Here is a 24,717-nt window from a genome sequence, read left to right on the forward strand (position 1 = left end):
TCATCACGAATGCGACGGTAACCATAACGACCTTCATTTTCCTCATAAATCGCTTTAATCTCAGCTTTCAAATCGGCATCTACATCTGGACGATTCATTTTCTTTACTAAATCATAATACGTGCTTCGAGGAATAGTAGCTAGCTCCACGAGTGCCTTCACCGAATATTTATGCCTTAATTCATAGACTACTTGCGCTTTGTCTTGTTTTGTGATTTTTCCTTGTTTTGAACTAAGGCATTTAACTTTTTTAAGTACTCATTTTCCATCTCAAGCTGTTTAATGCGTGCTTCAAGTGCTTCGACTGACCCTTCAGCTAAATGTTGTTTTAATTGTTTATTTGAATCTTTTTTCATGGATGGACGCCCCTTTTTCTTAGATTGAAGGGCATCAATTCCTTGTGTTTCGAGCTGTTTTTTCCAAACAGAAATCGTTGAAGGGGCAGGAATATTAAAGATAGCTGCCGTCTCAAATAAGGACATACCGTTTTCAATCATAAAGTTTAGTACGTCTAGTTTAAATTGTTGTGTGTAATTTGTACATCGTTTTAGAAAAGCTTCCAGACCATTCTGTTTATATTGGTTTACCCAATTCAAAATGATTGTGTCACTTATACCGAGCGATCTACCCATTTCTCGATAACTTTCATTTCCGTTCAAATAACGTAGAACGATTTGTATTTTTTCATCAGCTGTAAATTTAGCCATAGAAAAACTGCACCTCCAATTGTTAGACTGTGTCTAACAATTGGGGTGCAGTTCAATCGTACTCTTTTTTATTATTAATACCCTTCCTCTTCATGCCTACAATGGCATTTCGCTTTTGTTTTACAATGACATTTTTCACACTCACACTTCGGTTTCTCTTTGCAACAACACTCGTGAAAATCATTGCGCTTACATCTACATCTCCCAAACATTAAATCATCCCAAAATTTATTACAATCTTGAAAATGTCCACAATGACAAGTATTTCTCATAAATATGCTTCCTCCTTAATAGAATTCATCATATTCTATGTTTGAAAGTATACAAAGGCTTATTTATTAGTCTATTTTCTCCATATTATAAGTAGAGTTAAAAGATTAAATAAAAATAAAAACCGTCACATGACGGCTCTTTATTTAGCACACTACTCTTTTGTATAAAAATATTTAATTCCTTTCGTATCTAACCAAACAGTTGCTTTGTCCAGTTCGTTCCCTTGACGATAATCTGTTTCGAAATACACAAGCCCTTGGTTATCTCCACGAGATATTATTTTAGAAGTATATCCAAGCTTATCCATCATTTGAATCATGTCAGAAATTAAATTTACACCAAATTCATAAGTAACTACTTTGTTATATTTATTCACTATAATTCCAACCCCTTCTTGTTTTTTTATCGGCTCAACAATTTGATTTGTAAACCAAGCTAACGGCTTATTTCCAATCAGCTTATTTAAATCACATTTGCCGATACCAGCCACATTGCCTGTCTCTGTGTATTGCCAAATATCACATGGATACGCCGGTTTGTTACCACCATAACGAGGAATCCATACAAAATCACAATTGACATTTGCCATTCCAAATGGAGCATACATATGATGAGCAATATATAAACCGACTTTCTTAGCTCCTAATCTGCGTAATTCATCAATAAAAGCTTGTGCACCCGCTCTCATATCTTTCATTGTTCTTACTTCTACGTCAGCTACCCAAACTGTTGCATTTTTATCACCACGGTTCCAAAAGTCTCTCGCTTCTATCCGTGCATCCTCTACTGAAACGAAACGACAGAACGCATAATTACCAAACGGAATATTCCTTGCTTTCATTGCTTGTACATAATTTTTATATAAAGGATCTACATAGTTTGAACCATCTTGCACACGTGCAATTACGAAATCTAATTGTGGTGCTGCGATATCCCAGTTAATGTCGCCATTCCATTTAGAAATATCTATAATATAACCCATTATTTAACATATCCTTTTTCATTATTATATTCAAAGCTTGTTTTTTTGTTATTATCAACTAATAAATAGTATGAGAGGTATTATATTATTGGGTAATAATTTAAAATTCGGCTTATGTATTGAGAAAACAAAATATTATTACGGGTTTAATAAGTAAAGATTTACAAAACTCTAAACTATATAAAGTGAAACGATAATTAGTAGGAGACTACGAGCAGTGTAATTCCCACCTAATTTCTTAGCTTCATCCGAATTTTGAGGTGAGAATTTTACTTCCCGCAAATAGCTTGATAAATAAAACCACCTTTCTGACAGGTGGTTTTGTGTACTAATTTACATATAAATTGTCCATATTTTTATAGTTACTTAATATACTTGTTAACTAAAAATAAGACAATTTTTAGTTTTTAATCAAACCAATTTTCGTTTTATCTCACGTACTCATAGTACCATTTACGTGCATCTAACCAAGCTGTAAATTTATCGATATTTCCGGACGGATAGCCATTCGTTATAGCATAACCAATGCCATCTTTTTGAACGACAATTTGTCCATCCATACCCGCATCAACCATAGCTTGAGCCAAATCTTGTAAATTACTAAATGCTACACCACCAGTTTTTACTTTGAGCAAATCCGTTGCACCTCCTCCAGTTTGTCCTGTAAGAGCAAATACAATAGAATTAGCGATTTTATCAACATTCCATTTTGCCATGTCGGATTCATTATCAATAAACCCTAATTCAATAAGAATAGCCGGTGCCTTCGTTCCATTTAATACTGCTAAATCTGTACGTTGTTTCGCACCTCGATCACGCCATCCAATATCTTTTGCTAGTTGAGCTGAGATTTTAGCCGCCAAATCTTTCTGATCATAATATAAAACCTCAACACCCTGTCCATTTCCATCACTTGCATTAAGATGAAAAGAAATAACTAAATCCACAGCATGGGAATTGCTATTCCGAATGATATTATTTAAATTTTGTGATTGAGTTGCCCCTACCTCGTCCGTATCGTCATAAACCGTGTGTCCTAGGGCTCTTAACTTAGCCGCCACGGCATCTTTAACTTGCCTATCTAGAACGTGTTCTTTCCGATTCCCGAAATTAGCACCTTGAACAATACTATTGTGTCCTCCGTGCAAACTATATCTAGCCATTATTCATCAACATCTCCTTTCTTAATATCTTATTCAAAACTTGTCTTATTGCTATTCCCACTTACAATCTTAACTGTGCCCATACGTCCTATATTTTCTAAAAGTGACGCAATTTGTTTTCGATATAAAAAAGCTATCGCTTCATAAATCGAATGATTTATTCTCTAAATTACTTTTACATGAATGACGACACGAACAAAAAAGCATCACCCTTTCGGCGATGCCTAAAAACTCTATTTTACTTTTCAGCTCCCTAAATAAATAGAGTTTAAAATCACTGAAACTACACCTATATTTCCTCCCCTTCCTTCACAGCTTCTTTCAACCTCTGCAACATATACCCAATTCCTTTACACCCCTCTAGCGGATATGTAATCATTTCTTCTGGATATAACTTTGTCACTACTTTTTTATGCTTCTTCCCTGCTAATAAGACGATTTCGTCAAACTGTAGTAAACTTTTATCTACCATCTGTTTTTGTAATTGCTCTATACTTATTACCTCATCGCTTTTTGAATCAAATGCAAGATCATAGTTTTCTAATACAATATCACTTGGTCTTAAAAATCCATGTTTCGCTGATAATATAACCCAGTTTTCGAAAAACATAGTTGCGTACGCCTGACATGCTTTTCCGAACGGACTAATATATACATCTTTTGCTTCCATCGGTCCGTAGTCTGAATGTTTATCCCAAATTTTCTTTTTTCCGCATGGAATTATACATAGCCTTTTCATATATATTTCTACTCCCTTTACTTTGGTAAATAAAATTCGTTATTTTGTACATTTTTTTCTCGAAATACTATATAATAATTCTGAAAGTTAAAATTACACATTTTACCATATGCGTACTATAGATTACTCTCATTGCAAATATTATAATACCATAAAAAATTTTTCATTTTTTCTTCAAAATAATGAAACTAAATTATAATACAAGTATGTATTAATAAAACAATAAAGGAGGTTCATAAAAATGAAAAATATTATCCCTGCACTATTAGTCTATTTTATCGTTTGCGTTATTTCCGTTATCATCCCAGCATCTGAAGGCTATAATTATGTCGGCTGGAAGTTATTTGTTGGGCAAGTGTATGCGATACCTATTTTCTTCATTACTACGATAATCACATTTTATATAAACAAGAAAAAATCTTACGAATAAACGATTATAAGGATAGCTAACGCTATCCTTATTTTAATTCGTTAATCAAAACTTTATATCCTTTCTTCTAAAAAGTTAAACGCAACATCTGTATTTCAGCGTTTAAACGCAGTTCCTCCGAAATCCAGCTCTCTAATTTTGAAACAGATGCAATATTTTTTCAAAAAGCCCCTGTAATTTACTTTTCAATACTTCCATATCATTAAGCATACACAATGCGACTGTTTAAAAGTTAAAAATTTCTGCTTATTATAAATAAAAAAGGACAAGTAGCCAATCTGACTACTTGTCCTTACTGTTCATCTGTACGCAATACGATTAAGCTTGGAATGCTTCTGTTAATACTGGTACGATTTGTTTTTTACGAGATACAACACCTTTTAAAGTAGCTGTATTGTTTTCTAGTGATACGTTGTATGCTTTCTCAACAACGTTTGCTGCTTTACCGATCGCAAGACCGACAGAATCGTTAGTTAAGATATCAGTTACAACGAATAAGAATAGATCTAAACCTTTTTCTTCTACTACTGCAGAAATTACTTTTTCAAGTTCCGCTTGGTGTACAAGAACGTCGTTTGTATCAACAGCGTTTACTTGTGCGATTTCAACTTTCGCATTACCCATTTGGAATTCTTTAGCATCAAGAGAGATTAATTGCTCCATTGTTTTTCCGCTTAAGTCAGCACCAGCTTTTAACATTTCTAAGCCGTAGTTATCTGCATCTACACCAGCGATTTCCGCTAATTCACGAGCAGCTGCTACATCTTGTTCTGTGCAAGTTGGAGATTTGAATAGTAAAGAATCTGAAATAATTGCAGATAACATTAAACCTGCAACTTCTTTACGAATTGTTACGCCATTTTCTTTGTACATTTTGTTTAAGATTGTAGCTGTACAGCCAACTGGCTCACAACGATAGTATATAGGATCGCTTGTTTCAAAGTTAGCAATACGGTGATGGTCAATAACTTCTAACACACGAACTGATTCGATATCGTTAGCACTTTGTTGACGCTCGTTATGGTCAACTAAAATAACGTTGTCCACTTCGCTTGCTACTGTCTCAACAAAACGCGGTCCTTCTACTTTAAAATAGTCTAACGCAAATTGAGTTTCACCGCTGATTTCGCCTAAACGTACAGGCTCAGCATTCATTCCTAATTCTTTTTTCAATTCTGCATAAGCAATTGCAGAACAAATTGCATCTGTATCTGGGTTTTTATGCCCGAAAACTAGTACTTTTTCCATGTTTTCCACCTCTTCATGAAAAGGATATCTTAAAGAAGCAAATATGACAATATTTAAAGCATATTTTTTTATAAATAATTGCACTTTCTTCTATATTTTTCATCATTTTCATAAAAAAAATCATCTAAAATGAATTAGATGATCGAAATGTATGTTTCAATTAAAATAGTGTAGGAGCTTGCACTACATTGTTAAAAGCGAAATTTGAGGATAAGCCATTATTCAAAAGGTTTACATCTATAACTTGATAAAACGCATTTCCAGTGTCTGCAATTTCCCAAACAGCTAAAATAAGATGGTATCCACTACGGTCAGTTGGTACATTCGCTTCGTGCGTTACTGTTGTCCCTGGTCTAGCTCCACCGTCATTTTTCACATAGAATGGCACTAAATCTAAATCTGATCGCGTCAAAGGTTTATTGGGATTCCAACCTTTTTTCGTAATATAGTATTTCCACTCTTTCGTACTATGAGGAGCCGTTAGTTTCCACTTGAATGTATTCGTCCCGCCATTTAACGTAACTTTCTTCCACCTATCTACAGTTTGAACATCTAAAGCGGGAAAATGACCAGCCCCTGCAATTTGTCCATCAGAAGGTCCGAGTTGCGGAAATCCACCTATTCCTTCTACGCTTTGAGGTTCATATTGAATCGGTCCACAATTTACATTTACCCCTTGCTTACATAAATAAGATCGGCTCGCTGGTGATTCTACATATCCATGAGCTGAAGCCTTTTCTGAAAATCCAAATGTTAATAATCCCGTAAGTAATACGCCACCACTTAAAATAACTTTCTTCATCTTTTGTAAACTATTCTTTTTCATTCTTTCATCCCCTTCCCATAATAAAGCGAAAATAACTATAGTTGGCTAGTCATCTTCTCTACATTTATTATAAGACGAGAATCATTACTAAAAGAACCCTCTAAAAACTTTCTCAAATTCATTTAGTGCGTTAATTAGATTATAATTAACTATTTTAACACCGCCAGAAAAATATAGACGGTGTTAAAAATAGTCGCTTATTATTCACTTACTAATAATTAAGCACTCTCCCCGTTTGATTATAACTTAAATGTTTTTATAATAAATAACCGTAGCATCTAACTTTCCATTCGGAGAAATTGCATACCCTGGTATTGTTCCAACTTCTTGGTAGTCTAGTGATTTGTACAATTTATTGGATGGATCTCCTTCTCTAGTATCTAATACTAAAAGAGACCTGTTTTCTTGCTTCGCTCGTTCCTCTGCTTTTTGCATAAGCAATCGTCCAATACCGTTACGTCTAAAGTTTGGATGAGTCATTAATTTGCAAATCTCGGCTCTATGAATTCCGTTAGGCTTTGTAACTAATTGTAATTGAATACTCCCTGCTACTTCGTTGTTTATTTTAGCTACATACAATATCACTTCTGGCGCTATGACTGTTTGCCAATACTTTGTTGCGTCTTTTTGTTCCCGTGGAGGCAAAAAACCAATTGACGCTCCATCATTTACAACCGTTTTCAAAAGTTTCGAAAGTTCTTCCATATCATTTTCTAGTTGCTTAATTTCTTCAATTACTAAATTTCGCATTACTTTTCCCCCTTTTGTTTCATTGTAACAATTTTTAAAGAAGGAATAATGAAATAATAAGATGAATTTATATTAAGATATGATTTTTTGTGAAAGGATAACGATATGAAATATATATTAGATAGAACGTACGCAAAAGAACTACTCGAATGGGCATATGAACAAAACCCGGGCCCTTGGTTTGAACATTCACTACATGTTGCTCATGCAACTGAAAACATAATTATAGAACTTATAAAAAAAGGGTATGACCTAGATGCTGACATAGCATATAACGCTGCCCTTTTGCATGATATCGGAAGATACAAAGGTTTTACCAAATCGGTCATTCATTCCTATGATGGTTATATGTATATGAATGATTTAGGATATACAGGAAACGCCATTATTTGTGTGACACACTCATTTCCCTGTAAAAATGAACATATAGATATCGCAGCGGAATGGCATCTCGTTCCTGACCATATGAAAAACCGGTTGGTTGCAATATTGAATGAACATAGTAACTACGACTTATACAATAAAGTAATTACTCTTTGTGACGCTCTTGCTGACGCGGATGGCTTTACTACGCTGGAAAGAAGATTAATTTCCGTTGGTTTGCGTCATGGTACAACATCTCATACATCTTTACATTGGAAAGGGTTTTATGCAATTAAGAAAGAATTAGAAGCTTTAATCGGTAAGAGTATATACACAGTTCTTCCTGATGTAGAGAATTCGATTTATGAAGATATAGAATACTAAAGTGAATACAAATTTAATTTCACATAAAAAAACGTTTTAAACATAAAGTTTAAAACGTTTTTTTATTCAATGCTTTTGATTTTTCAGTTCTGTTAAACACTCTTGCACTAAAGTTACCGCTTGACTCATCGCAGCTCCGCCAGCAAATGCTGCTGAAACACCACATGCTTCCAGAATCTCTTTATCCGAACAACCTTGATCAAGACAACCTTTGGTATGATAAATTGTACAATACTCATCTTGCGTTGCTAAACTAATTCCTAATGCAATAAGTTGTTTTTCTCTTTTTGTTAAAGCACCCTCTTGAAAACAAGCTTGCGTAAACGCATTATATGTCTCAGCGATTTCAGGAATTTGATTTGTAAAACTACCTATACCTTCTTTATAATGATGTAGAATATCATTTATCGAACTATGTTGCTCATGTTCCATCTTATTCCCTCCAGTCATATTATCCATACCTATTGTAGTATGCGATGAAATGGAGGCAATATACCTTCTTTTAAATTAAGAATTTTCAGTTAATTTACGTTATAATTTTAAATTATCATCTACAATAACTTTTTCTCTAGAACTTTTTCTTTCAACCTCTTTACTTCTTTCTTCCCAAAATGTTAATCCTTCAATCCCCACATTTTTAGGATTAAATACTGGATCTTTCCCTTCTTTTTTCTGCGTTTCATAGTCTTTTAACACTTTTAATGCGATTTTACTTAATAATAGAATCGCGATTAAGTTTAACCATGCCATACTACCGATTCCTAAATCTCCGAGATTCCATAAAAGCGACGCTGATTCAACACTACCGATGTAAACCATAATTAAAAATCCAAATTTTAAAACTGGTTTTAACCAGCCATACTTCAATTGACGATCTAAATAAGTAAGCGTCGTTTCAGCGATATAGTAATAAGCGAGTAACGTTGTAAATGCAAAAAAGAAAATTGCAATTGAAATAAATATTGGACCAAACCCTGTCATCACAGTTTCAACTGCTTGTTGCGTATAAATTGGACCTGCTTCCACATTTCCTATGTTTTTTACAATAGCGCGTTTCCCTTCAGGTATAACATTATACATACCTGTAATTAATATCATAAGAGCTGTCGCTGTACATACGACAATTGTATCGATATATACGGAAAACGCTTGAACTAATCCTTGTTTTGCAGGATGCGATACTTCAGCAGCAGCCGAACTATACGTCGCTTCTCCGACACCAGCAACGTTTGAAAATACAGCGCGTTTTACGCCCCATGCAATAGCTGCACCAACAATTCCACCAAACATTTCATTTACACCAAATGCGCTAGAGAAAATTAAAGCAAACATACTTGGAATCTCCGTTACATTCGCAATTAATATGATACATGTAACAATTACATAACCAATTGCCATAAATGGAACAAGCATTTGAGAAACGCCAGCAATTCTCTTTACACCACCAAAAATAATTGCTGCTAGTAACACGACTAAAAATATACCAGTTATATATTTGTTAATACCATTAGAGTTTTCAAATCCAACTGCGATACTACTAGATTGAATACCTGGTAATAACACGCCATATGAAAGTGTTACAACTACCGCTACAATGACTGCAAACCATTTCATTTTTAAACCTTTCTCAATGAAATATGGAGTACCGCCGCGATATTCATTCCCTACTTTACTTTTGTATACTTGAGATAATGTTGATTCAACAAACGCGCTCGCTGCCCCTAACAAAGCCATTACCCACATCCAAAATACAGCTCCAGGCCCGCCGAAAGCGATTGCTGTCGCTACCCCTGCGATATTACCAATTCCAACTCTTCCTGATAAGGCTAAACAAAATGCCTGAAAAGATGATATTCCCGTCTCTGAACTCTTTCCTTCAAATAATAGTTTAATCATCTCTTTAAAATAACGAATTTGCAAAAAGCGTGTTGCAATCGTGAAATATACGCCTGCCCCTAATGCAAAAACAACTAAACCGATACTCCACACTTGCCCTACTAACCATTCTACTAAATTCTCCATCCAAATCCCCCTTATCATTCTTTTGAAAAACAATTTTGTATATAAGAAAACGGACAACTATTATCAAACTTTCTAGTTGTCCGCATCTTTCATTATTTCATCCCTCAATTTTTGTCAGTAAAACGCCCTATTACTTTATATTTACCCAAACACTTTTCACTTCTGTATAATTATCAAGCGCATATGAACCTAATTCGCGGCCAATACCAGATTGTTTGTATCCACCAAATGGTGCAGCTGCATTTTCTAAGTTATAATCATTAATCCACACTGTTCCTGCTTTTAATTTATTTGCCACTTGATGACCCGTTTTGATATTTTGCGTCCATACACCCGCAGCAAGGCCATAAGATGAGTTGTTCGCTCGTTCAATTACTTCTTCTGTCGAATCAAATGGAAGTACAACAACAACTGGTCCAAATATTTCTTCCTTAACGATTGTCATATCGTCTGTAACGTCTGTGAATACCGTTGGCTTAACGAAATAACCTTTTTCAAGCGCACGTTCACCACCAGCCGCAACTGTAGCACCTTCTTTCTTCCCTTGCTCAATGTAATTTAACACACGCTCTTGTTGTTTCTTAGATACGAGTGGACCCATCTCCGTTCCTTTCTCCATACCTGCTCCAAGTTTTACGTTGTTCGCCATTTTCACAAGTGCATCTACTACAGTTTCATAATGTTTACGATGAACAAATACACGTGATCCTGCGCTACAATTTTGACCGTGATTATACATAATACCTTGGAATGCACCATTAATTGCTTCTTCCAAGTCCGCATCTTCTAAAATGATATTTGGTGATTTGCCGCCAAGCTCTAACGTTACATGCTTAATCATTTCTGCAGACTGACGCATAATATACTTTCCTGTAACAGTAGATCCTGTAAAAGCAACTTTATCAATGTCATGATGATTTACAATTGCTGCTCCTGCTTCAGGACCAAAGCCTGGTACAAAGTTTACAACACCGTTTGGAAATCCAGCCTCTTTAAAGAGTTTTGCTGTATATAGTAAGGATAAAGGTGTTTGCTCTGCTGGTTTTAATACGATCGTACAACCTGTCGCCAGTGCAGCTCCCATTTTCCAAGAAGACATAACGAGCGGAAAGTTCCACGGAATAATCTGACCTACAACACCTACAGGTTCATGTCTCGTATAGTTTAAGTAATCTTTTGAAATCGGGATTGTTTGCCCAATAATTTTTGTAGCCCATCCTGCGTAATAACGATAATTTTCTACAGTCGCTGAAATATCATCCTCAAGTGCTACTTGATACGGCTTCCCATTATCTAAAGCTTCTAATTGCGCTAACTCTTCTCTATGTTCTTCAATTAAATCTGCTAATTTATAAATAAGATGCGCTCTTTCAGCAGTAGTCATTTCTGCCCACGGACCAGATTTAAATGCAGATCTTGCTGCTTTTACTGCAGCATCAATATCCTCTTCTTGCGCTTCACATACGACTGCTAGAACATCTTCTGTTGCTGGATTGTACGTTTCAAACGTCTTTCCGCCAATAGCAGAAACAAATTCGCCATTAATAAACATTTTAATTTCTTCATTTAAAAACGCTTCCACTTTTGGTTTCAGCTCAATATTTGTCTTTAACATTATGTTCTCCTCCTTATTTAAACAGCTGCATGAGCTGCAATATTTGATAAAATCGTTTGAAGCTTTTGATCTTCGTCAGCAGTTAACCCTAGTCTTGGATAGCGAGAAGGTCCTCCCGCTTGCCCATATAATTCCATGGAACGTTTAACGATTTGAACATATTTCCCTGATCCTTCAAGAAACTCGCAAAGTGGTAAAATAGCATCGTTTATTTCCCACGCCTTTTCTAATTCACCATTTTGAAAATGTTCATACATTTTTGTAACGAGACTGGGAACGATATTTCCTGCTACTGAAACCCATCCCGAAGCACCAACTAAATATGATTCCATAACTAAATCTTCAGAACCACAGAAGACTTGGAAAGCCCCTTCACTTTGTCTTACTAAATCTCTCGCTTTTCGAATATCTCCGCTAGATTCTTTAATATGTGTAACATTTTCACACTCTTTTCCAATACGGAGCATTAGCTCTGTACTCATATCAACACCAGAAGTAAATGGATTATTGTATAACATAATTGGTATATTTACAGAGTTTGAGATTTCTTTAAAATGAAAATAGATCTCCTCTTCCTTCGGTTTACAATAGTAAGAGTTTATAATTAATGCACAATCCGCTCCGTGCGCTTCTGCATATTTCGTATATTCAATTGTTTCTTTCGTCGTTTCCGCAGCAGTTCCAACAATGACTGGAATACGACCATCAATTTCTTTCAAAACGGTTTCTACCATTTTAAATCGCTCTTCTTTTGATAAACTTACAAACTCTCCTGTACTTCCATTAATGATGATGCCTGCAACCTTTTGTTCGATAAAGTAATTTACATTTTGTTTTACCCCATCCCAATTAATTTCCTGAAATTCATCCATCGGTGTTATTAATACTGGAAATGCCCCTTTAATTTTTTGCATATTTATCTCTCCTTATCACATTTTATTTTAATAAGAACCCTGCCGGAAATGGATCCGTAGGGTCTAATAGAAACGTCTGCATTCCTGTAATAAATCCTCTACTTTCAAAACGGAAAATGTATCCTAGCTCCTCCTTCTTCACTTTTTCCACAGTTATAAAACTATTAAATATACTTTCATTTTTAAAAGGTTTATCCGCCATATAATCATTTTTAAATAACGCATGAACATAGGAAACGATAGTAGAAACAAAACCTGGCGAACGTACGATAAAGTTATCTTCATGAAATGTAATCGACTTTATATGGTTCTTTTCTTTTTGCGAAGGATCTACTAAAATAAGCCTTTTTATTAGCGACTGTTTTTGTATAGCCTGCAGTTTAGCTTCTCCCCATCTTTTCAATTCTGGAATGTTTTCAACACGAATTTCTGGCGAATACGCACCTTTTTCTACAACTGCATATACTTTATCTGCTTGTATGAGAGAATAACTTACATTACCAACCTGTAAATTTTCCTCAATCAAATAGCAAAGTTTGCTTTCAAACGAAACAGATACAACTTCATCATTCTCTACATACGCATGAACTAAAAATATTCCAGATAACGTTTCAATTTTGTATTGATTGGACTCTCTCTTTTTTAAATACCCACTTTCGAGTAACATCGTTATTACCGCAACAATGCCCCCATAATGAAGCGGAATCGAACCTTCATGATTAAAAAATAATACAGCTGCATCCACTTCATTATGGATAGATGGAACGACAATACACCCATTCAAACCGATAAAACCACGTGGTTCATTTAATAAAAGCTTCCTCTCTTCTGCTAATTCACCTGAAAATTGTTCATTTAATTGCTCCAAACTGTAGTAGTATTTGCATGGTACGTCTTTCATTACACGAAATGCCTCGCCATTTACATGTACGTCTACTGCTGTATACATTTTTTGAATGTTCATTTTATATCCTCCGTTTCATGTTCCATCGGCGGAATTAGCAAAAATCCTTCTTTGAGTGGATCCATTTCATTGTAAAAAAATTTATGCATACCCATAAGCCAAGCTGATCCCGTAATTTTCGTTATGACAGCTTCAATATTTTCAACATGTGTCGTATTCACGACATATCCTTTAAATAAAGAACCAACGATACTCTCATGAATGAACTCTTCACCAATTTTGATTTCTTTTTGAGCGTATAATACAGCTAGCTTCGCAGATGTTCCTGTACCGCATGGGGATCGATCTATTCCGCCTGGTGGTACAACAACTGTATTTTTCACATTCGCACATTCATGAGTAGCATCTGTATAAAATTCAACATGTGTTAATCCTCTAATAAACGAATACTCTGGATGAATGATTTCAAACTTCTCATTAATTGTGTTTCTTATATGAATCGCCTTATCGATGATTGTAGATGCATTTTCTGGTACTAATTCTAGGCCTACTGAATTCGCATCAATAATGGCATAAAAATTCCCTCCATACGCAATATCAGCCTCTACAGTTCCAATGTCTTTGACGTGTACAGTAATATTTTTCAATAAAAAAGCTGGTATGTTACAGAAAGATACCTCTTTTGCTTTTCCATCTTGAACAGCAATATCTACTTCCACTAAGCCAGCCGGGGTATCTAGTTTTAAAGAAGTAATCGGTTCAACTACTGGAATTAAACCTGATTCAACTAACGCTGTACATACACCGATTGTATCGTGACCGCACATCGGTAAGTATCCACCTGTCTCTATGTATATAACACCTATATCAGCCTCAGGATGACACGGGTCTGTTAATAATGCCCCTGACATTACATCATGACCACGCGGTTCATTCATTAACAATTTTCGAATCCAATCATATTCCTTTTTCATATGTAACATCTTCTCTGCCATCGTCTCTCCAATCAACTTTGGAAGTCCGCTAATTAATGTCCTCGTTGGATTCCCGCCCGTATGTGTATCAATAGTCGTAAAGACTCTTTGTGACCTCATCCGTTTAACACCCTTTCTGTAAAACGACTCAAACGAAGTGGTTCAATAGGAATAATTGTCTCTTTTTCATTTAATAACTCTTCAATTACTTTCCCAGTAACTGCTGCAAGACTAATCCCATCCCCTTCATGTCCAGCGGCAATGAAATAATTCGGAATATGTTCCACTCGTGAAATAATCGGCAAATGATCTTCTGTCCACGGACGTAAACCAGCGTAAGAACGAATTACCATCATATCTGCCATTTTCGGATAAAAGCGAATCGCTCTATTTGCGATACATTTAATGACTTCATTGTTTATTCTCGTATGAAACCCTACAAATTCACGACTACTTCCAATTAAGAAATTTTGACTTTCAGTAGGCTCAAATACGAGCGCAACCCCGTATTTTTCAGTTAAAGCATCTACTTTTCTTTTTCCGCCAAATTTAGAAATTAAATAACCGAATTCCATTACTTTACGGCATCCTACATGTTGTTGCCTTGATGCTACTATAATATGCCCTTTTCTCGGTTCAATTGGTATATTTACATTTAACATCTGACCAATCTTAGGAGCCCACACACCGGCTGCATTTACAACTTGTTTTGCTGTAAAAGTACCATTCGTAGTTTCTACAACAAATGAACCATTCGTCTCTATTTTCATACTCTTTACTTCGGTCTGCTTAAAGGCTTTTGCGCCAAACTTTTGTGCCTCTGACAGAAGCGAGAAAGCAAGGAGATATGGATTCACAGTTGAATCCGTCGCACATTCTAAACCGCCTAATAAATCATCAGCAAAAAAAGGCGACTCTTCTCTTATATCTTGCCTATCAAGCATTCGAAACGGTAATCCAGCTTCTTTTTGCCGATCTACCCATTGCTGCGCAGCTTCCATCTCTTCGTCTGACTCACATACGAGAATACTTCCTGGTGCCCTATATTCAAATGAATGCTCTAATTTTTCACTTAAATCAGTTACTAATTTTTGACTTACTAAAGACATTTGACTATCAAACCCTGGGTCTTTATCAATGGCCAAAATATTCCCATCACACCGTGAAGACGTCCCGCTGACAAATTCTCCTTTTTCAATGATTGTTACGTCTCTTCCGTATTTTGAAGTGTAATAAGCGATAGAACACCCTATTATTCCACCACCTATAATTAAAACGTCGCAGTGCCTCACAATATACTCCTCCTTTCCCTAAACCTCTCACTTTCTTTTATGCAATTGACATGCCAATTCTGCACATATACAATTTCCATAAACAATATTTTTATTTGTAAAAATAATTCAAATTTATAGTAAATAGGTGTATTATTTTTTTATCACTGTCAAAATTTTTATACATAACGGGAGGATATTATGGCATTTTCATTTCCGACTATACAAGAGTTTTTGGAAAGTATTTTAATCGATCATACATGTAGCCTTAATCACATTAAGCAAGTAAACGGAAGGTTTTATTATCTCCCTTCTACTACAGAAGAATATAATTGCGCCATTATTTATGTAGATGACTCATTCACTGCATTAATTGACGCTTTTTCTTATGAATTAGCTGTTATCATCCTTAACGAAAACGATGAGCCGATATTCTGTATAACTTCTCAGCAAATGATTCCATTTCTTTATAAGTCCTACAATGAACTACAGTCATTTTATAACACCGTAATACAAACAACTGACTCTTCTGTTACAGTCATTGATAGTAAAGAATGCGTTCGAACTTGGACAGATGGTGCTGAAAAAATATTTTCAGTCAACCATAATGAGATTATTGGGCAACCGATTACTCGTTTTTTTGATTATAAAGACTTGGAAATTTTACAATCTTTACATGATGGAAAAAGCATAGTCGCTCAGTTCCATCAGCCTCGTCCCGATTTATTCGTATTAATTAATTCAAATCCAGTTTATTGTAATGATGAAATTATAGGAGCAGTCGTTTCAGAAACAGATGTTACAAATCAAGTCGCTTTAAATGAAAAACTATTTAATATGTCACATGAAATGCACCGTTTAGAACAAGAAGTGGCAAAGTATAAAGATGAATCCGATCCATTCCTTGCGATGAATGGAAAAAGTCCTGTTATACAAAGAACGATACAATTAGCTAGAAAAGTTTGTTCGGTGAAATCAACTGTTTTAATACTTGGGGAAAGCGGAGTTGGAAAAGAAGTATTTGCGAAAGCAATTCATGAAGCAAGTGAAGCAGCGAAGACGCCTTTCATTTCGATTAACTGCGGGGCAATTCCAGAAGCTTTATTTGAAAGTGAATTATTCGGTTACGAGCGTGGGGCCTTTTCTGGAGCGAATAGTAAAGGGAAAAAAGGTAAAATCGAACTCGCACAAGGCGGTACTTTATTCCTCGATGAGATTGGCGAAATGCCGCTCGATATGCAAGTAAAACTGTTACGTGTACTACAAGAACGAAAGTATTACCGAGTTGGCGGAGAAAAAGAAATTAATATTGATTTCCGCATTATCGCTGCTACAAATCGGGATTTACAAGAAGAAATGAGAAAAGGAACTTTCCGAGAAGATTTATATTATCGTTTAAATGTAGTTAGCCTGCATATTCCACCGCTGCGTGAAAGACGAGAGGATATTATCGAACTCACATACTCATTCTTAAACGATTTTTCAATCAACTATAACAGACCAATTCGTGACTTACCTTCAAGCATTATGCATGAACTGCTTCATTACAATTGGCCAGGTAATATTCGCGAACTTCGAAACGTTGTTGAACGACTTGTGGTATTTGCGACAGACGGAATTATAAAACAAGAATATTTACCATTTCATACAACCGAAAATTTAGACAATCATACAGCTCATCCCCTATTACTCAGCAACAATAATACAATCCTTTCTTTACAAGAAGAGATGGATGAGCATGAGAAAAAAGTTATTGAAAGGGCTTTACGAATTTTAAATGGGAATAAATTAGAATGTGCAAAACAACTTGGCGTAACAAGGGCTACTTTATATAACCGTTTAAAAAAACTTGGACTTCAATAAAGAAGCAGTATGCACCAATTAGTCGTTTACAGGTAGCCCTCCCTCCTCCTCTATATTGGCATGATTTTTGCATATATAATTTGTGCAAACCGAACTAGAGGAGGAATACACATGACCAATAAAAACAACTTAATCGTTTGTCGTTGTGAAGAGGTTACATACGGACAACTTCAATCGACAATTGCTGAATATAACTGCTCGGCAAGAGAATTAAAACTAAGAACACGTGCTGGCATGGGATTTTGTGGTGGTCGCACATGCAGAATAATGATAGATCGAATGATTGAAAATGTGAATCCTGACGTAACTCTTAATGAAATACCGTTGAAATATCAACCACCAATACGTGCAGTTACTTTTGGATCGGTAGGTGAAAGTAAATGAGTAGAATTACACATCACCCTATTTTAGGTACTTTACAAAGTAGTGAGCGTACTACCTTTCAATTTGACGGTTATCAATACGAAGCATATGAACATGAAACGATTGCTGCTGCCCTGTTAGCAAATGAAATACGGACATTAAGAGTTCATGAAGATAGCGGGACACCGCGAGGTATTTATTGTAATATCGGGCATTGTTCCGAATGCCGCGTGACAGTAAATAATCAAACAAATGTACGCGCATGCTTAACTGTTGTAGAAGAAAACATGGTTGTTGAAAGCGGGAAACAGCATCCGAATATCGTGAGAGAGATGGTGAAAAAACGATGAGTGATGTAATTATCATTGGTGCAGGACCAGCGGGATTATCTGCTTCTATCTCTTGTGCTCGTTTCGGACTAAAAGTGCTCGTTATTGATGAATTTATGAAGCCGGGCGGGAGATTGTTAGGACAGTTGCATCAAGAGCCTACTGGAGAATGGTGGAACGGAATAGAAGAATCGAAGCGACTTCATGAAGAAGCAGAATCACTTTCAGTACATATCAGGTGCGGTGTTTCGGTATATAATTTAGATAAAGATGAAAACAATTGGTTTATACATACTAATATCGGTACCTTAGAAGCACCGTTCGTACTACTTGCTACTGGTGCTGCGGAATATTCTATTCCCCTTCCAGGCTGGACACTTCCAGGAGTGATGTCAATTGGAGCAGCTCAAGTTATGACAAATGTTCATCGCGTGCAAGTTGGAAAAAAAGGAATCATTATTGGTGCTAACATTTTGTCTTTCGCCATTTTAAGTGAATTGCAATTAGCGGGAATTAAAGTAGATCATATTGTACTCCCTGAAAAAAGCGAGTTAAGTCAAAAAGCTGGTGAACCTGAAGAAGTTTTAAACTCCCTTTTAAATGCAGCACATCTCGCTCCATCTGCTATTTTACGAATAGGTAGCCACTTTATGAAATATGATTGGATTCGAAAAGCTGGATTAACATTCTATCCAAACAGCGGAATGAAAATAAACGGAACGCCACTTCACCTTCGGAAAGCAGCTCTTGAAATTATCGGAACAGATCAAGTTGAAGGTGTACGTATTGCTAATATTGACTCTAAAGGAAATGTTATTAATGGATCAGAGAAAATATATGAAGCAGATTTTGTTTGTATTGCCGGGGGATTATACCCACTTGCCGAACTTGCAGCTGTAGCTGGTTGTCCCTTCCATTACATTTCAGAATTAGGCGGACACGTTCCTCTCCATTCCGAAACAATGGAAACCCCTCTTCCAGGTTTATTTGTAGCTGGCAATATTACAGGCATTGAAAGCGGAAAAATTGCGATGGCGCAAGGAACTGTTGCAGGTCTATCAATTGCTAAATATGCAAGTAAAAAACGTGATATAGTCGACCAACAATTATATCACGCCATTCAAAACGTTCACTTTGTTCGTCAGAAAGCTGCAATTCAGTTTAATCCGATGGTAGATATCGGTAGACGAAAGATGAATAATTTATGGCATAAATTCCAAACAAATTATAAAGATTTCTATAAACAACAAGAAATTATTTAATAAGACTTATTTGTCAAAAAGCTCCCCTTATCAAAAACATAAGGAGAGCTTTTCAAATTATTTCACTTCGATTGTCCAATCACCATCAGCTTGAATAGTGAATATATGTATACCATTTTCTTTTACAGGTACTTTTTTCGTAGTATCGGCAGCACCAATTTCATTAAATATCATGCTATCGTTTAAATCAACTACAAAATTACTTTCACCATTCTTATGTACACCATGCAATTCTTTCAAACCTTTTTCAAGCTTCACAAAAACAACATCAGATCCGTGACCACTAATTGTTCCTGGAGCTGTTACTACTTTATCTATTGGAATAGACTGAGACATATTCACTTTCCAGTGACCATCTGCCATTGGATTAATAAAATATTTTCCACTCTTGTTTAATAAAACTACACGTTTTTCTTTTCCATTACCAATAAAATTCGAAAGTGAACCAGAGTCATTACCTTGTTCATCTTTTAACTCTAGAATTGCATTACTTTCTCCTGTATGTTCTACTTCCGCAATAACAAATCCGGATTTTAACTCAAAAAAATCAGAAGAATTCGCGCCATCACCTTCTAACGAAACACTATGATCTTGTGATAATCTCTCCACTGCACTTTTTTCTTTTATCTCTTTAGCTTTCGGGCTAGTTTTTGCTGTTTGCTGTTCAGTATTGTTATCTTTTTTTTCGTTCGCTTGTACATCTTTTGTTTGCTCCGTTGAATTACAAGCAGTTAAAGATAAACATACCGCAGCTATTGTTGCTAATAATTTCTTTTTCATAATATCCTCCTATTAATATAAAACATTCTTAATAAGAATAACATATTTTTACCAATTCATTCATTTATTAATAATTGAATTTTATCCCAAAATAGGAAACATACTAATAATAGAAATTAAAATAAAAAAACTGCTAGAGCATAAAGCCCTAACAGTCTTATTGTTCGTCACTATTAATTTTCGCTAATGCGTAAATACCTTCTTCATCATCTAATTCAAGTTGTAATCTCGCTGCGAATGAATTGACATTATATTCTCTGTCAAGCAATAAGCGTAATGCTTCGATTAAGTTTGCTTGAATTAAAATTTGCTGGCGACCATTTACCTCTACTTCCGCAGAGAAACCGTAGTCATCGTCATACATGAGTTCAACTAACACTTCTTCTGGACCCACTTGTCTTTTTTCAGCTATATATACGCAAAGCGCATTTATTAATTCTTGTTCAGAAATTTTTATTGTTTCCATGCTACTTCATCTGCCTTCTTTTTACGTTGGTCTTTGAAGTATTTAAATGCACGAACTGCTAACATTACGATACCAGCCATTACTAACATATTTACCATAAACGCTAATACAGAACCAAGAGCTCCCATATTTGCAAATAAGCTACCCATTAGTAAACCACCAAGACCACCTAGTAATAAACCTTTCATAAAGCTTCCTTTATTACTTTTTGGTGCTGTGTTTGTTGCTTTCGTTTTTGAATCTGGAGTCGTTTTTTGAGAATTTACATTTGAGTCTTTTTTGTTTAAATCAACTTTTGACTTTTGACCTGAACTTGGTGTAAATGATTTTTTACCAGATTTGTAACTTTTCGCTGCCGCATGATCTACGAACATAAAGCTGCTAGCCCCAAAGATAACCATAAATGCTGTCATTACTGCTACAAGTTTTTTCAACATATTATATCCATTCTCCTTTTATATAGATATATGTGAAATCTATCTTTCTAGTAAATTCAGAATGATAGATTTGTTTTTAAGAACATTTTAAAGGTTCTTATGAACTTATTATATGAACTTTTGTCGAAATATGCAAGTATTATTTACTTCCGACAGTTTGGTGACAAAGGAAAAATTAAGCAAAACAGAATTGACTTTAAATGAAACAAAACATATTATAAGTTCATAAGAACTTTTTATTATTTTGGAGGTGAAAAGATGGAAACATTTCATCTCACACGAAACGAAATGGCTACCCTTCTTCTATCACTAAGAGGATGGAATACGAAAAAGCCTCTCGGTATTTTACAAGAAGCTTGGGCAAAGTCACATAAAAAAGATATTGAAAGCGGACAAAGCGTTACAGCTTTTATTACTACCGCACTTTCACCTATTTTTGAAAAGCTGATTAAAATTGACGATACTGATGTCGGTTTTTCTTTAAATGAAATAGTTGCGCTTGGCAATCAGATTGAAAACACAAGTTTCTCTGTAACTGCTATGCAAAACTGGGTGAAACGAGATATAAAAGAAATGATTGGCTCTCCTCAAAAAGGGAAAAAATATTCGATTGAACAAGCAGCCTTACTGTTCATTGTCGAAGATTTAAAAACAGCACTTGATTTTGAATCAATTCGTAAGCTATTACGCCTTATCGTTAATGACCCAGCCGATCGAAGTGATGATTTAATCAATCCTGTTCATTTATATGTAGCATACTCTTCTCTATTTGAAGAACTCAATCAAGGGAATTGCTTACAACTAAATGCAACAGATACAGTTCATACAATTGAAAACATCGTAAAAGAAAAAGCTGATAAAATCGCAAGCAAGTTCGATCAAATTAATAACGAACAACGCGAAGCAATTCGTAACGCTATTATTATTGCGACCCTTTCTGTACATACCGCTTATGTACAAATGTTAGCAAAACGTTACGTAACAGCAACGTTATTTTTACAGAACTTAGATGTGAAGCCTTAAAAAATAGGAGCAGAAATGCTTCTATTTTTTTATGAGAAATTTTTAATAATCTTTTCATTAACCCTTCATGAAAACGTGGCTTATATCCTTTACTATAATACTTATGAGAGACATAAAAGAATTGAAATAGCAATCCCCTATATGAATAAGGTATAATATACACATAGTGAACCTTTTATGTTATTAAGTAAAGGGGCATATATTCAAAAATCCATAAATTAGAAGGTGCAACAATGTTAAGTAGTTTTATTCATTCAGTATTAACGTTTTTTGAAGGATTAGGTTATTGGGGCATTATGCTTGGACTTATGATTGAGATTATCCCAAGTGAAATTGTCCTTGCTTATGCAGGATACTTAGTATTCAATGGTAGTATCTCATTTATAGGCGCAGTTGTATTCGGTACAATTGGCGGTGTTATTGCCCAAATCTTTATTTATTGGCTTGGACGATACGGCGGACGCCCTATATTAGAACGTTATGGAAAATATATTTTCATACATAAAAAACAAATAGATGCTGCAGAAGATTGGTTTAATCGTTACGGAACTGGCGTCATTTTTACAGCACGCTTCATTCCAGTAGTGCGTCATGCGATTTCAATTCCTGCTGGTATTACAAAAATGCCTTTACTACGTTTCACTACATTAACAGCACTTGCGATTATCCCTTGGTCTATTATTTTCATTTATTTAGGTGAAAAACTAGGTGAAAATTGGGAGAATATAAACGATATTGCTGGTCCGTATGTGAAATCATTTGCAATTGGTGGCGTCGTACTTATACTTTTATACTTCGTTATAAAAAAATGGACAAAAAAGCGCAAAAATCTTGCTTAAGAATATAATAAAAACCGCTATAAATTCATTCGAAGTTATAGCGGTTTTTTATTTATATATGAATTAATCTTCAGGAATTATATAACACCTTTCCATCTACATTTACATGGATAAGCAACCATTCGATCATTCTTTTCGTATATTATCTCAAAAAGGAGTGATTCCCCTATGCATTGGCAGCAAAAAATACCATACTTAATCGGACGCCCTATCGGTATTTCCTTCATAAATGGGCAAGGAACTTCCGGCGTATTATGTTCAGCGCATGATGGTCAATTATATGTGTATGAATACCTTTATCAAGCTCAGTTCGCAATGAAACATTATGATTATAGACAGGTTCAAGATATACATGCATTCCCAAATTGTCCTCACCAAAATCCTCTATACTAAAAAAATCGGAACGGCTCATAGCCATTCCGATTTCTATACTTTATTTCTCAGAATAAAATTTCTGCACTGCTTCATCAAAATAAATCCAACCTTTCCAGCCCAAATGAATCGTATCTTTTAAGAAATACTTATCATATTCATGGCCAGAGAAATCAACTACTGGATATCCTGCTTTCTCAACCTGTTCTCGAACTTTTTTATAATACACTTCACGGCGTTCTTTAGGGAATCCAGTATAATCATACCAAGGCCCATTTACAGGTACAGAAATAAAGAGCGGTTTGACATTTTTCTCTTTAAATAAATCTAAAATAATTTGTAAATCATTATATTCTGGTGATTCATCATATGTTTCATTTGCTCTAAAGTTTTTTAAACCTTTAAGTTTTTTCTTCAGATTATTCTTATGATAATACGGATTTTCAATTCCAAATGTATTTGTAGTAGACTCAGCTTTCCCTTCTTGTTCTGCGTGTTTACGTGCGTCTTCCCAAGAAATTGAACGAAGTCCGCTATTTGTTTTCTCTTTCATCGGTTCGATTTTAAATAAAGAGTTAAATAAATCTCTATGATCTAAAATATTTCGATGCATATAAGCAAGTGGTTTAACTAAACCTGCTTTTATGTTATGTTTCGTATCATTATATACAATACCTTCTAATGAATTTTTTAATATATCATCTTCTTGAACAACTTTATAATCTAATAGCCGTTTCGCGATTTGCTTCTTCATTTCTGGATTTATCTCATCATTAAAAATAAAATGATATGCTTGTTGTTTGGAGAAATTATTAGTGAAATCCCCTTGTGATACACCAGTCTTTGTAAACCATTGTGGTGAAAGAACAAAGACTACTTTTTTACCTTCTAATTCATCCATAGTAGATGTCATATTTAAAATATGAGCTAAACTTTGTGTACCGCCAGTTCCAATTAAAAACGGTGTAAAACCAGCTGGATTTACTTTGAAATAATTAGACGGATGATATGCATCCATTCGTAAAAATTCTGATGAACCGTACATCGGTAAATACTGTGAATTATCTAACATTTTTTGCTGTAAGAAAACACTTTGTAATTTCTCTTTTTGTAAAGAAGTAGCCGCATCTTCTACCTTCTTATCACTAATAAGCGATACTAAACTTTTCGATGGGATTAGAATGATAATGAAAAAAAGCACACACGCTAAAATTATAGGACCAAAAGCATGCTTCATTTTCATCTTCTGTCCCTCTTTCTATCGTTATTAACTTGTAACCCTTGTCTTTGACACGCCATCTTTTCTCTCCTTTTTCTCTATACATGTTCCATTCTATTTGTCTATTATATACATGTATGTATTTCCTTCCTTGTTCTATTAAATCCTATAGAAATAGCGCAAGAAAATGTTTCCATAGA

The 24,717-nt window shown here is 35.0% G+C and carries 27 protein-coding genes and 1 pseudogene; 9 read left to right on the forward strand and 19 right to left on the reverse strand.

Going from position 1 to position 24,717, the window contains the following annotated elements; genetic code table 11:
• From ACYFX0_RS28745 to ACYFX0_RS28765, 5 genes and pseudogenes are all read right to left on the reverse strand, one after another.
• Positions 1–706 (reverse strand): annotated as a pseudogene (locus ACYFX0_RS28745) (transposase); the annotation flags it as partial.
• A 52-nt stretch (positions 707–758) separates the two neighbouring features.
• The gene (locus ACYFX0_RS28750) at positions 759–914 is read right to left on the reverse strand and encodes a hypothetical protein (RefSeq protein ID WP_000503008.1); all 156 of its coding nucleotides are present in this window, start codon (positions 912–914) and stop codon (positions 759–761) included.
• Between the two features lie 216 nt (positions 915–1,130).
• Positions 1,131–1,961, reverse strand: a complete 831-nt coding sequence (locus ACYFX0_RS28755; RefSeq protein WP_000540542.1) for a GH25 family lysozyme — start codon at positions 1,959–1,961, stop codon at positions 1,131–1,133.
• A gap of 428 nt (positions 1,962–2,389) precedes the next feature.
• Positions 2,390–3,124, reverse strand: coding sequence for an N-acetylmuramoyl-L-alanine amidase (locus ACYFX0_RS28760; protein WP_106081992.1), 735 nt, complete (start codon positions 3,122–3,124; stop codon positions 2,390–2,392).
• 289 nt (positions 3,125–3,413) lie between these two features.
• Entirely contained in the window at positions 3,414–3,863 is a 450-nt protein-coding gene (locus ACYFX0_RS28765) for a DUF6884 domain-containing protein (protein ID WP_000824872.1), read from the reverse strand.
• Positions 3,864–4,104: 241 nt separating this feature from the next.
• Between ACYFX0_RS28765 and ACYFX0_RS28770 the strand changes: the two genes are divergently transcribed.
• Positions 4,105–4,293: a DUF4017 family protein gene (locus ACYFX0_RS28770; protein ID WP_000789486.1), complete on the forward strand. Its 189-nt coding sequence runs from the start codon at positions 4,105–4,107 to the stop codon at positions 4,291–4,293.
• Between the two features lie 318 nt (positions 4,294–4,611).
• Here ACYFX0_RS28770 and ppaC read toward each other — a convergent pair whose 3' ends face one another.
• The 3 genes from ppaC to ACYFX0_RS28785 form a co-directional block, all read right to left on the reverse strand.
• Positions 4,612–5,541, reverse strand: a complete 930-nt coding sequence (gene ppaC / locus ACYFX0_RS28775; RefSeq protein WP_000416865.1) for a manganese-dependent inorganic pyrophosphatase — start codon at positions 5,539–5,541, stop codon at positions 4,612–4,614.
• A gap of 160 nt (positions 5,542–5,701) precedes the next feature.
• Positions 5,702–6,367: a lytic polysaccharide monooxygenase gene (locus ACYFX0_RS28780; RefSeq protein ID WP_000742279.1), complete on the reverse strand. Its 666-nt coding sequence runs from the start codon at positions 6,365–6,367 to the stop codon at positions 5,702–5,704.
• A gap of 246 nt (positions 6,368–6,613) precedes the next feature.
• On the reverse strand, positions 6,614–7,117 hold the full coding sequence (locus tag ACYFX0_RS28785; RefSeq protein ID WP_460272031.1) for a GNAT family N-acetyltransferase: 504 nt from the start codon (positions 7,115–7,117) through the stop codon (positions 6,614–6,616).
• Between the two features lie 105 nt (positions 7,118–7,222).
• Between ACYFX0_RS28785 and ACYFX0_RS28790 the strand changes: the two genes are divergently transcribed.
• Positions 7,223–7,864 carry an HD domain-containing protein gene (locus ACYFX0_RS28790; protein ID WP_106081991.1) on the forward strand — a complete coding sequence of 214 codons (642 nt, stop codon included), beginning with the start codon at positions 7,223–7,225 and terminating at the stop codon, positions 7,862–7,864.
• A gap of 66 nt (positions 7,865–7,930) precedes the next feature.
• On the opposite strand, the gene ACYFX0_RS28795 is transcribed toward ACYFX0_RS28790, so the two are convergent.
• The 7 genes from ACYFX0_RS28795 to ACYFX0_RS28825 all read right to left on the reverse strand — a co-directional run bounded on the left by ACYFX0_RS28795 (position 7,931) and on the right by ACYFX0_RS28825 (position 15,585).
• Positions 7,931–8,323, reverse strand: coding sequence for a carboxymuconolactone decarboxylase family protein (locus ACYFX0_RS28795; RefSeq protein WP_001999958.1), 393 nt, complete (start codon positions 8,321–8,323; stop codon positions 7,931–7,933).
• Positions 8,324–8,395: 72 nt separating this feature from the next.
• A complete protein-coding gene (locus tag ACYFX0_RS28800; RefSeq protein ID WP_000429519.1) occupies positions 8,396–9,886 on the reverse strand; it encodes an alanine/glycine:cation symporter family protein in 1,491 nt (496 codons plus the stop codon).
• Positions 9,887–10,016: 130 nt separating this feature from the next.
• Complete coding sequence (locus ACYFX0_RS28805) at positions 10,017–11,501, reverse strand: aldehyde dehydrogenase family protein (RefSeq protein WP_242314621.1); 1,485 nt, start codon at positions 11,499–11,501, stop codon at positions 10,017–10,019.
• Between the two features lie 17 nt (positions 11,502–11,518).
• Positions 11,519–12,415: a 4-hydroxy-tetrahydrodipicolinate synthase gene (gene dapA, locus ACYFX0_RS28810; protein WP_460272032.1), complete on the reverse strand. Its 897-nt coding sequence runs from the start codon at positions 12,413–12,415 to the stop codon at positions 11,519–11,521.
• A 22-nt stretch (positions 12,416–12,437) separates the two neighbouring features.
• Positions 12,438–13,379 carry a proline racemase family protein gene (locus tag ACYFX0_RS28815; RefSeq protein WP_016098628.1) on the reverse strand — a complete coding sequence of 314 codons (942 nt, stop codon included), beginning with the start codon at positions 13,377–13,379 and terminating at the stop codon, positions 12,438–12,440.
• The gene (locus ACYFX0_RS28820; protein WP_001257539.1) at positions 13,376–14,413 is read right to left on the reverse strand and encodes a proline racemase family protein; all 1,038 of its coding nucleotides are present in this window, start codon (positions 14,411–14,413) and stop codon (positions 13,376–13,378) included. Before ACYFX0_RS28820 ends, ACYFX0_RS28815 begins: the two co-directional genes overlap by 4 nt.
• A complete protein-coding gene (locus ACYFX0_RS28825; protein WP_001215272.1) occupies positions 14,410–15,585 on the reverse strand; it encodes an NAD(P)/FAD-dependent oxidoreductase in 1,176 nt (391 codons plus the stop codon). Before ACYFX0_RS28825 ends, ACYFX0_RS28820 begins: the two co-directional genes overlap by 4 nt.
• 180 nt (positions 15,586–15,765) lie before the next feature.
• On the opposite strand from ACYFX0_RS28825, the gene ACYFX0_RS28830 reads away from it, so the two are divergent.
• From ACYFX0_RS28830 to ACYFX0_RS28845, 4 genes are all read left to right on the forward strand, one after another.
• The gene (locus tag ACYFX0_RS28830; RefSeq protein ID WP_106103512.1) at positions 15,766–17,427 is read left to right on the forward strand and encodes a sigma-54 interaction domain-containing protein; all 1,662 of its coding nucleotides are present in this window, start codon (positions 15,766–15,768) and stop codon (positions 17,425–17,427) included.
• Positions 17,428–17,538: 111 nt separating this feature from the next.
• Positions 17,539–17,811 (forward strand): (2Fe-2S)-binding protein, encoded by a 273-nt coding sequence (locus tag ACYFX0_RS28835; RefSeq protein ID WP_106081988.1) that lies wholly within the window; start codon positions 17,539–17,541, stop codon positions 17,809–17,811.
• A complete protein-coding gene (locus ACYFX0_RS28840) occupies positions 17,808–18,140 on the forward strand; it encodes a (2Fe-2S)-binding protein (RefSeq protein WP_098390923.1) in 333 nt (110 codons plus the stop codon). Before ACYFX0_RS28835 ends, ACYFX0_RS28840 begins: the two co-directional genes overlap by 4 nt.
• Positions 18,137–19,381, forward strand: a complete 1,245-nt coding sequence (locus tag ACYFX0_RS28845) for an NAD(P)/FAD-dependent oxidoreductase (protein ID WP_106103513.1) — start codon at positions 18,137–18,139, stop codon at positions 19,379–19,381. Before ACYFX0_RS28840 ends, ACYFX0_RS28845 begins: the two co-directional genes overlap by 4 nt.
• 57 nt (positions 19,382–19,438) lie before the next feature.
• Here ACYFX0_RS28845 and ACYFX0_RS28850 read toward each other — a convergent pair whose 3' ends face one another.
• The 3 genes from ACYFX0_RS28850 to ACYFX0_RS28860 all read right to left on the reverse strand — a co-directional run bounded on the left by ACYFX0_RS28850 (position 19,439) and on the right by ACYFX0_RS28860 (position 21,064).
• Positions 19,439–20,161: a hypothetical protein gene (locus tag ACYFX0_RS28850; RefSeq protein WP_000727978.1), complete on the reverse strand. Its 723-nt coding sequence runs from the start codon at positions 20,159–20,161 to the stop codon at positions 19,439–19,441.
• A gap of 157 nt (positions 20,162–20,318) precedes the next feature.
• Complete coding sequence (locus tag ACYFX0_RS28855; RefSeq protein WP_000447761.1) at positions 20,319–20,627, reverse strand: YxcD family protein; 309 nt, start codon at positions 20,625–20,627, stop codon at positions 20,319–20,321.
• Positions 20,615–21,064, reverse strand: a complete 450-nt coding sequence (locus ACYFX0_RS28860) for a hypothetical protein (RefSeq protein ID WP_000914478.1) — start codon at positions 21,062–21,064, stop codon at positions 20,615–20,617. Before ACYFX0_RS28860 ends, ACYFX0_RS28855 begins: the two co-directional genes overlap by 13 nt.
• 258 nt (positions 21,065–21,322) lie before the next feature.
• On the opposite strand from ACYFX0_RS28860, the gene ACYFX0_RS28865 reads away from it, so the two are divergent.
• The 3 genes from ACYFX0_RS28865 (at position 21,323) to ACYFX0_RS28875 (ending at position 23,319) form a co-directional block, all read left to right on the forward strand.
• Positions 21,323–22,087, forward strand: coding sequence for a DUF1836 domain-containing protein (locus ACYFX0_RS28865; RefSeq protein WP_000447231.1), 765 nt, complete (start codon positions 21,323–21,325; stop codon positions 22,085–22,087).
• Positions 22,088–22,320: 233 nt separating this feature from the next.
• Positions 22,321–22,926: an undecaprenyl phosphate transporter UptA gene (gene uptA / locus ACYFX0_RS28870; protein WP_000952913.1), complete on the forward strand. Its 606-nt coding sequence runs from the start codon at positions 22,321–22,323 to the stop codon at positions 22,924–22,926.
• Positions 22,927–23,094: 168 nt separating this feature from the next.
• Positions 23,095–23,319 (forward strand): hypothetical protein, encoded by a 225-nt coding sequence (locus tag ACYFX0_RS28875; protein ID WP_000558692.1) that lies wholly within the window; start codon positions 23,095–23,097, stop codon positions 23,317–23,319.
• A gap of 40 nt (positions 23,320–23,359) precedes the next feature.
• Here ACYFX0_RS28875 and dltD read toward each other — a convergent pair whose 3' ends face one another.
• On the reverse strand, positions 23,360–24,541 hold the full coding sequence (gene dltD, locus ACYFX0_RS28880; RefSeq protein ID WP_000782293.1) for a D-alanyl-lipoteichoic acid biosynthesis protein DltD: 1,182 nt from the start codon (positions 24,539–24,541) through the stop codon (positions 23,360–23,362).
• Between the last annotated feature and the right edge of the window lie 176 nt (positions 24,542–24,717).

The sequence above is a fragment of the Bacillus sp. NEAU-Y102 genome (genome assembly GCF_054788175.1).

Bases quoted from the DNA above. Each gene is read 5' to 3' on its own strand.
- ACYFX0_RS28755 (WP_000540542.1), bottom strand. From the start codon at position 1,961: ATGGGTTATATTATAGATATTTCTAAATGGAATGGCGACATTAACTGG.
- ACYFX0_RS28760 (WP_106081992.1), bottom strand. From the start codon at position 3,124: ATGGCTAGATATAGTTTGCACGGAGGACACAATAGTATTGTTCAAGGT.
- ACYFX0_RS28765 (WP_000824872.1), bottom strand. From the start codon at position 3,863: ATGAAAAGGCTATGTATAATTCCATGCGGAAAAAAGAAAATTTGGGAT.
- ACYFX0_RS28770 (WP_000789486.1), top strand. From the start codon at position 4,105: ATGAAAAATATTATCCCTGCACTATTAGTCTATTTTATCGTTTGCGTT.
- ppaC (WP_000416865.1), bottom strand. From the start codon at position 5,541: ATGGAAAAAGTACTAGTTTTCGGGCATAAAAACCCAGATACAGATGCA.
- ACYFX0_RS28780 (WP_000742279.1), bottom strand. From the start codon at position 6,367: ATGAAAAAGAATAGTTTACAAAAGATGAAGAAAGTTATTTTAAGTGGT.
- ACYFX0_RS28785 (WP_460272031.1), bottom strand. From the start codon at position 7,117: ATGCGAAATTTAGTAATTGAAGAAATTAAGCAACTAGAAAATGATATG.
- ACYFX0_RS28790 (WP_106081991.1), top strand. From the start codon at position 7,223: ATGAAATATATATTAGATAGAACGTACGCAAAAGAACTACTCGAATGG.
- ACYFX0_RS28795 (WP_001999958.1), bottom strand. From the start codon at position 8,323: ATGGATAATATGACTGGAGGGAATAAGATGGAACATGAGCAACATAGT.
- ACYFX0_RS28800 (WP_000429519.1), bottom strand. From the start codon at position 9,886: ATGGAGAATTTAGTAGAATGGTTAGTAGGGCAAGTGTGGAGTATCGGT.
- ACYFX0_RS28805 (WP_242314621.1), bottom strand. From the start codon at position 11,501: ATGTTAAAGACAAATATTGAGCTGAAACCAAAAGTGGAAGCGTTTTTA.
- dapA (WP_460272032.1), bottom strand. From the start codon at position 12,415: ATGCAAAAAATTAAAGGGGCATTTCCAGTATTAATAACACCGATGGAT.
- ACYFX0_RS28815 (WP_016098628.1), bottom strand. From the start codon at position 13,379: ATGAACATTCAAAAAATGTATACAGCAGTAGACGTACATGTAAATGGC.
- ACYFX0_RS28820 (WP_001257539.1), bottom strand. From the start codon at position 14,413: ATGAGGTCACAAAGAGTCTTTACGACTATTGATACACATACGGGCGGG.
- ACYFX0_RS28830 (WP_106103512.1), top strand. From the start codon at position 15,766: ATGGCATTTTCATTTCCGACTATACAAGAGTTTTTGGAAAGTATTTTA.
- ACYFX0_RS28835 (WP_106081988.1), top strand. From the start codon at position 17,539: ATGACCAATAAAAACAACTTAATCGTTTGTCGTTGTGAAGAGGTTACA.
- ACYFX0_RS28840 (WP_098390923.1), top strand. From the start codon at position 17,808: ATGAGTAGAATTACACATCACCCTATTTTAGGTACTTTACAAAGTAGT.
- ACYFX0_RS28845 (WP_106103513.1), top strand. From the start codon at position 18,137: ATGAGTGATGTAATTATCATTGGTGCAGGACCAGCGGGATTATCTGCT.
- ACYFX0_RS28850 (WP_000727978.1), bottom strand. From the start codon at position 20,161: ATGAAAAAGAAATTATTAGCAACAATAGCTGCGGTATGTTTATCTTTA.
- ACYFX0_RS28855 (WP_000447761.1), bottom strand. From the start codon at position 20,627: ATGGAAACAATAAAAATTTCTGAACAAGAATTAATAAATGCGCTTTGC.
- ACYFX0_RS28860 (WP_000914478.1), bottom strand. From the start codon at position 21,064: ATGTTGAAAAAACTTGTAGCAGTAATGACAGCATTTATGGTTATCTTT.
- ACYFX0_RS28865 (WP_000447231.1), top strand. From the start codon at position 21,323: ATGGAAACATTTCATCTCACACGAAACGAAATGGCTACCCTTCTTCTA.
- uptA (WP_000952913.1), top strand. From the start codon at position 22,321: ATGTTAAGTAGTTTTATTCATTCAGTATTAACGTTTTTTGAAGGATTA.
- ACYFX0_RS28875 (WP_000558692.1), top strand. From the start codon at position 23,095: ATGCATTGGCAGCAAAAAATACCATACTTAATCGGACGCCCTATCGGT.
- dltD (WP_000782293.1), bottom strand. From the start codon at position 24,541: ATGAAAATGAAGCATGCTTTTGGTCCTATAATTTTAGCGTGTGTGCTT.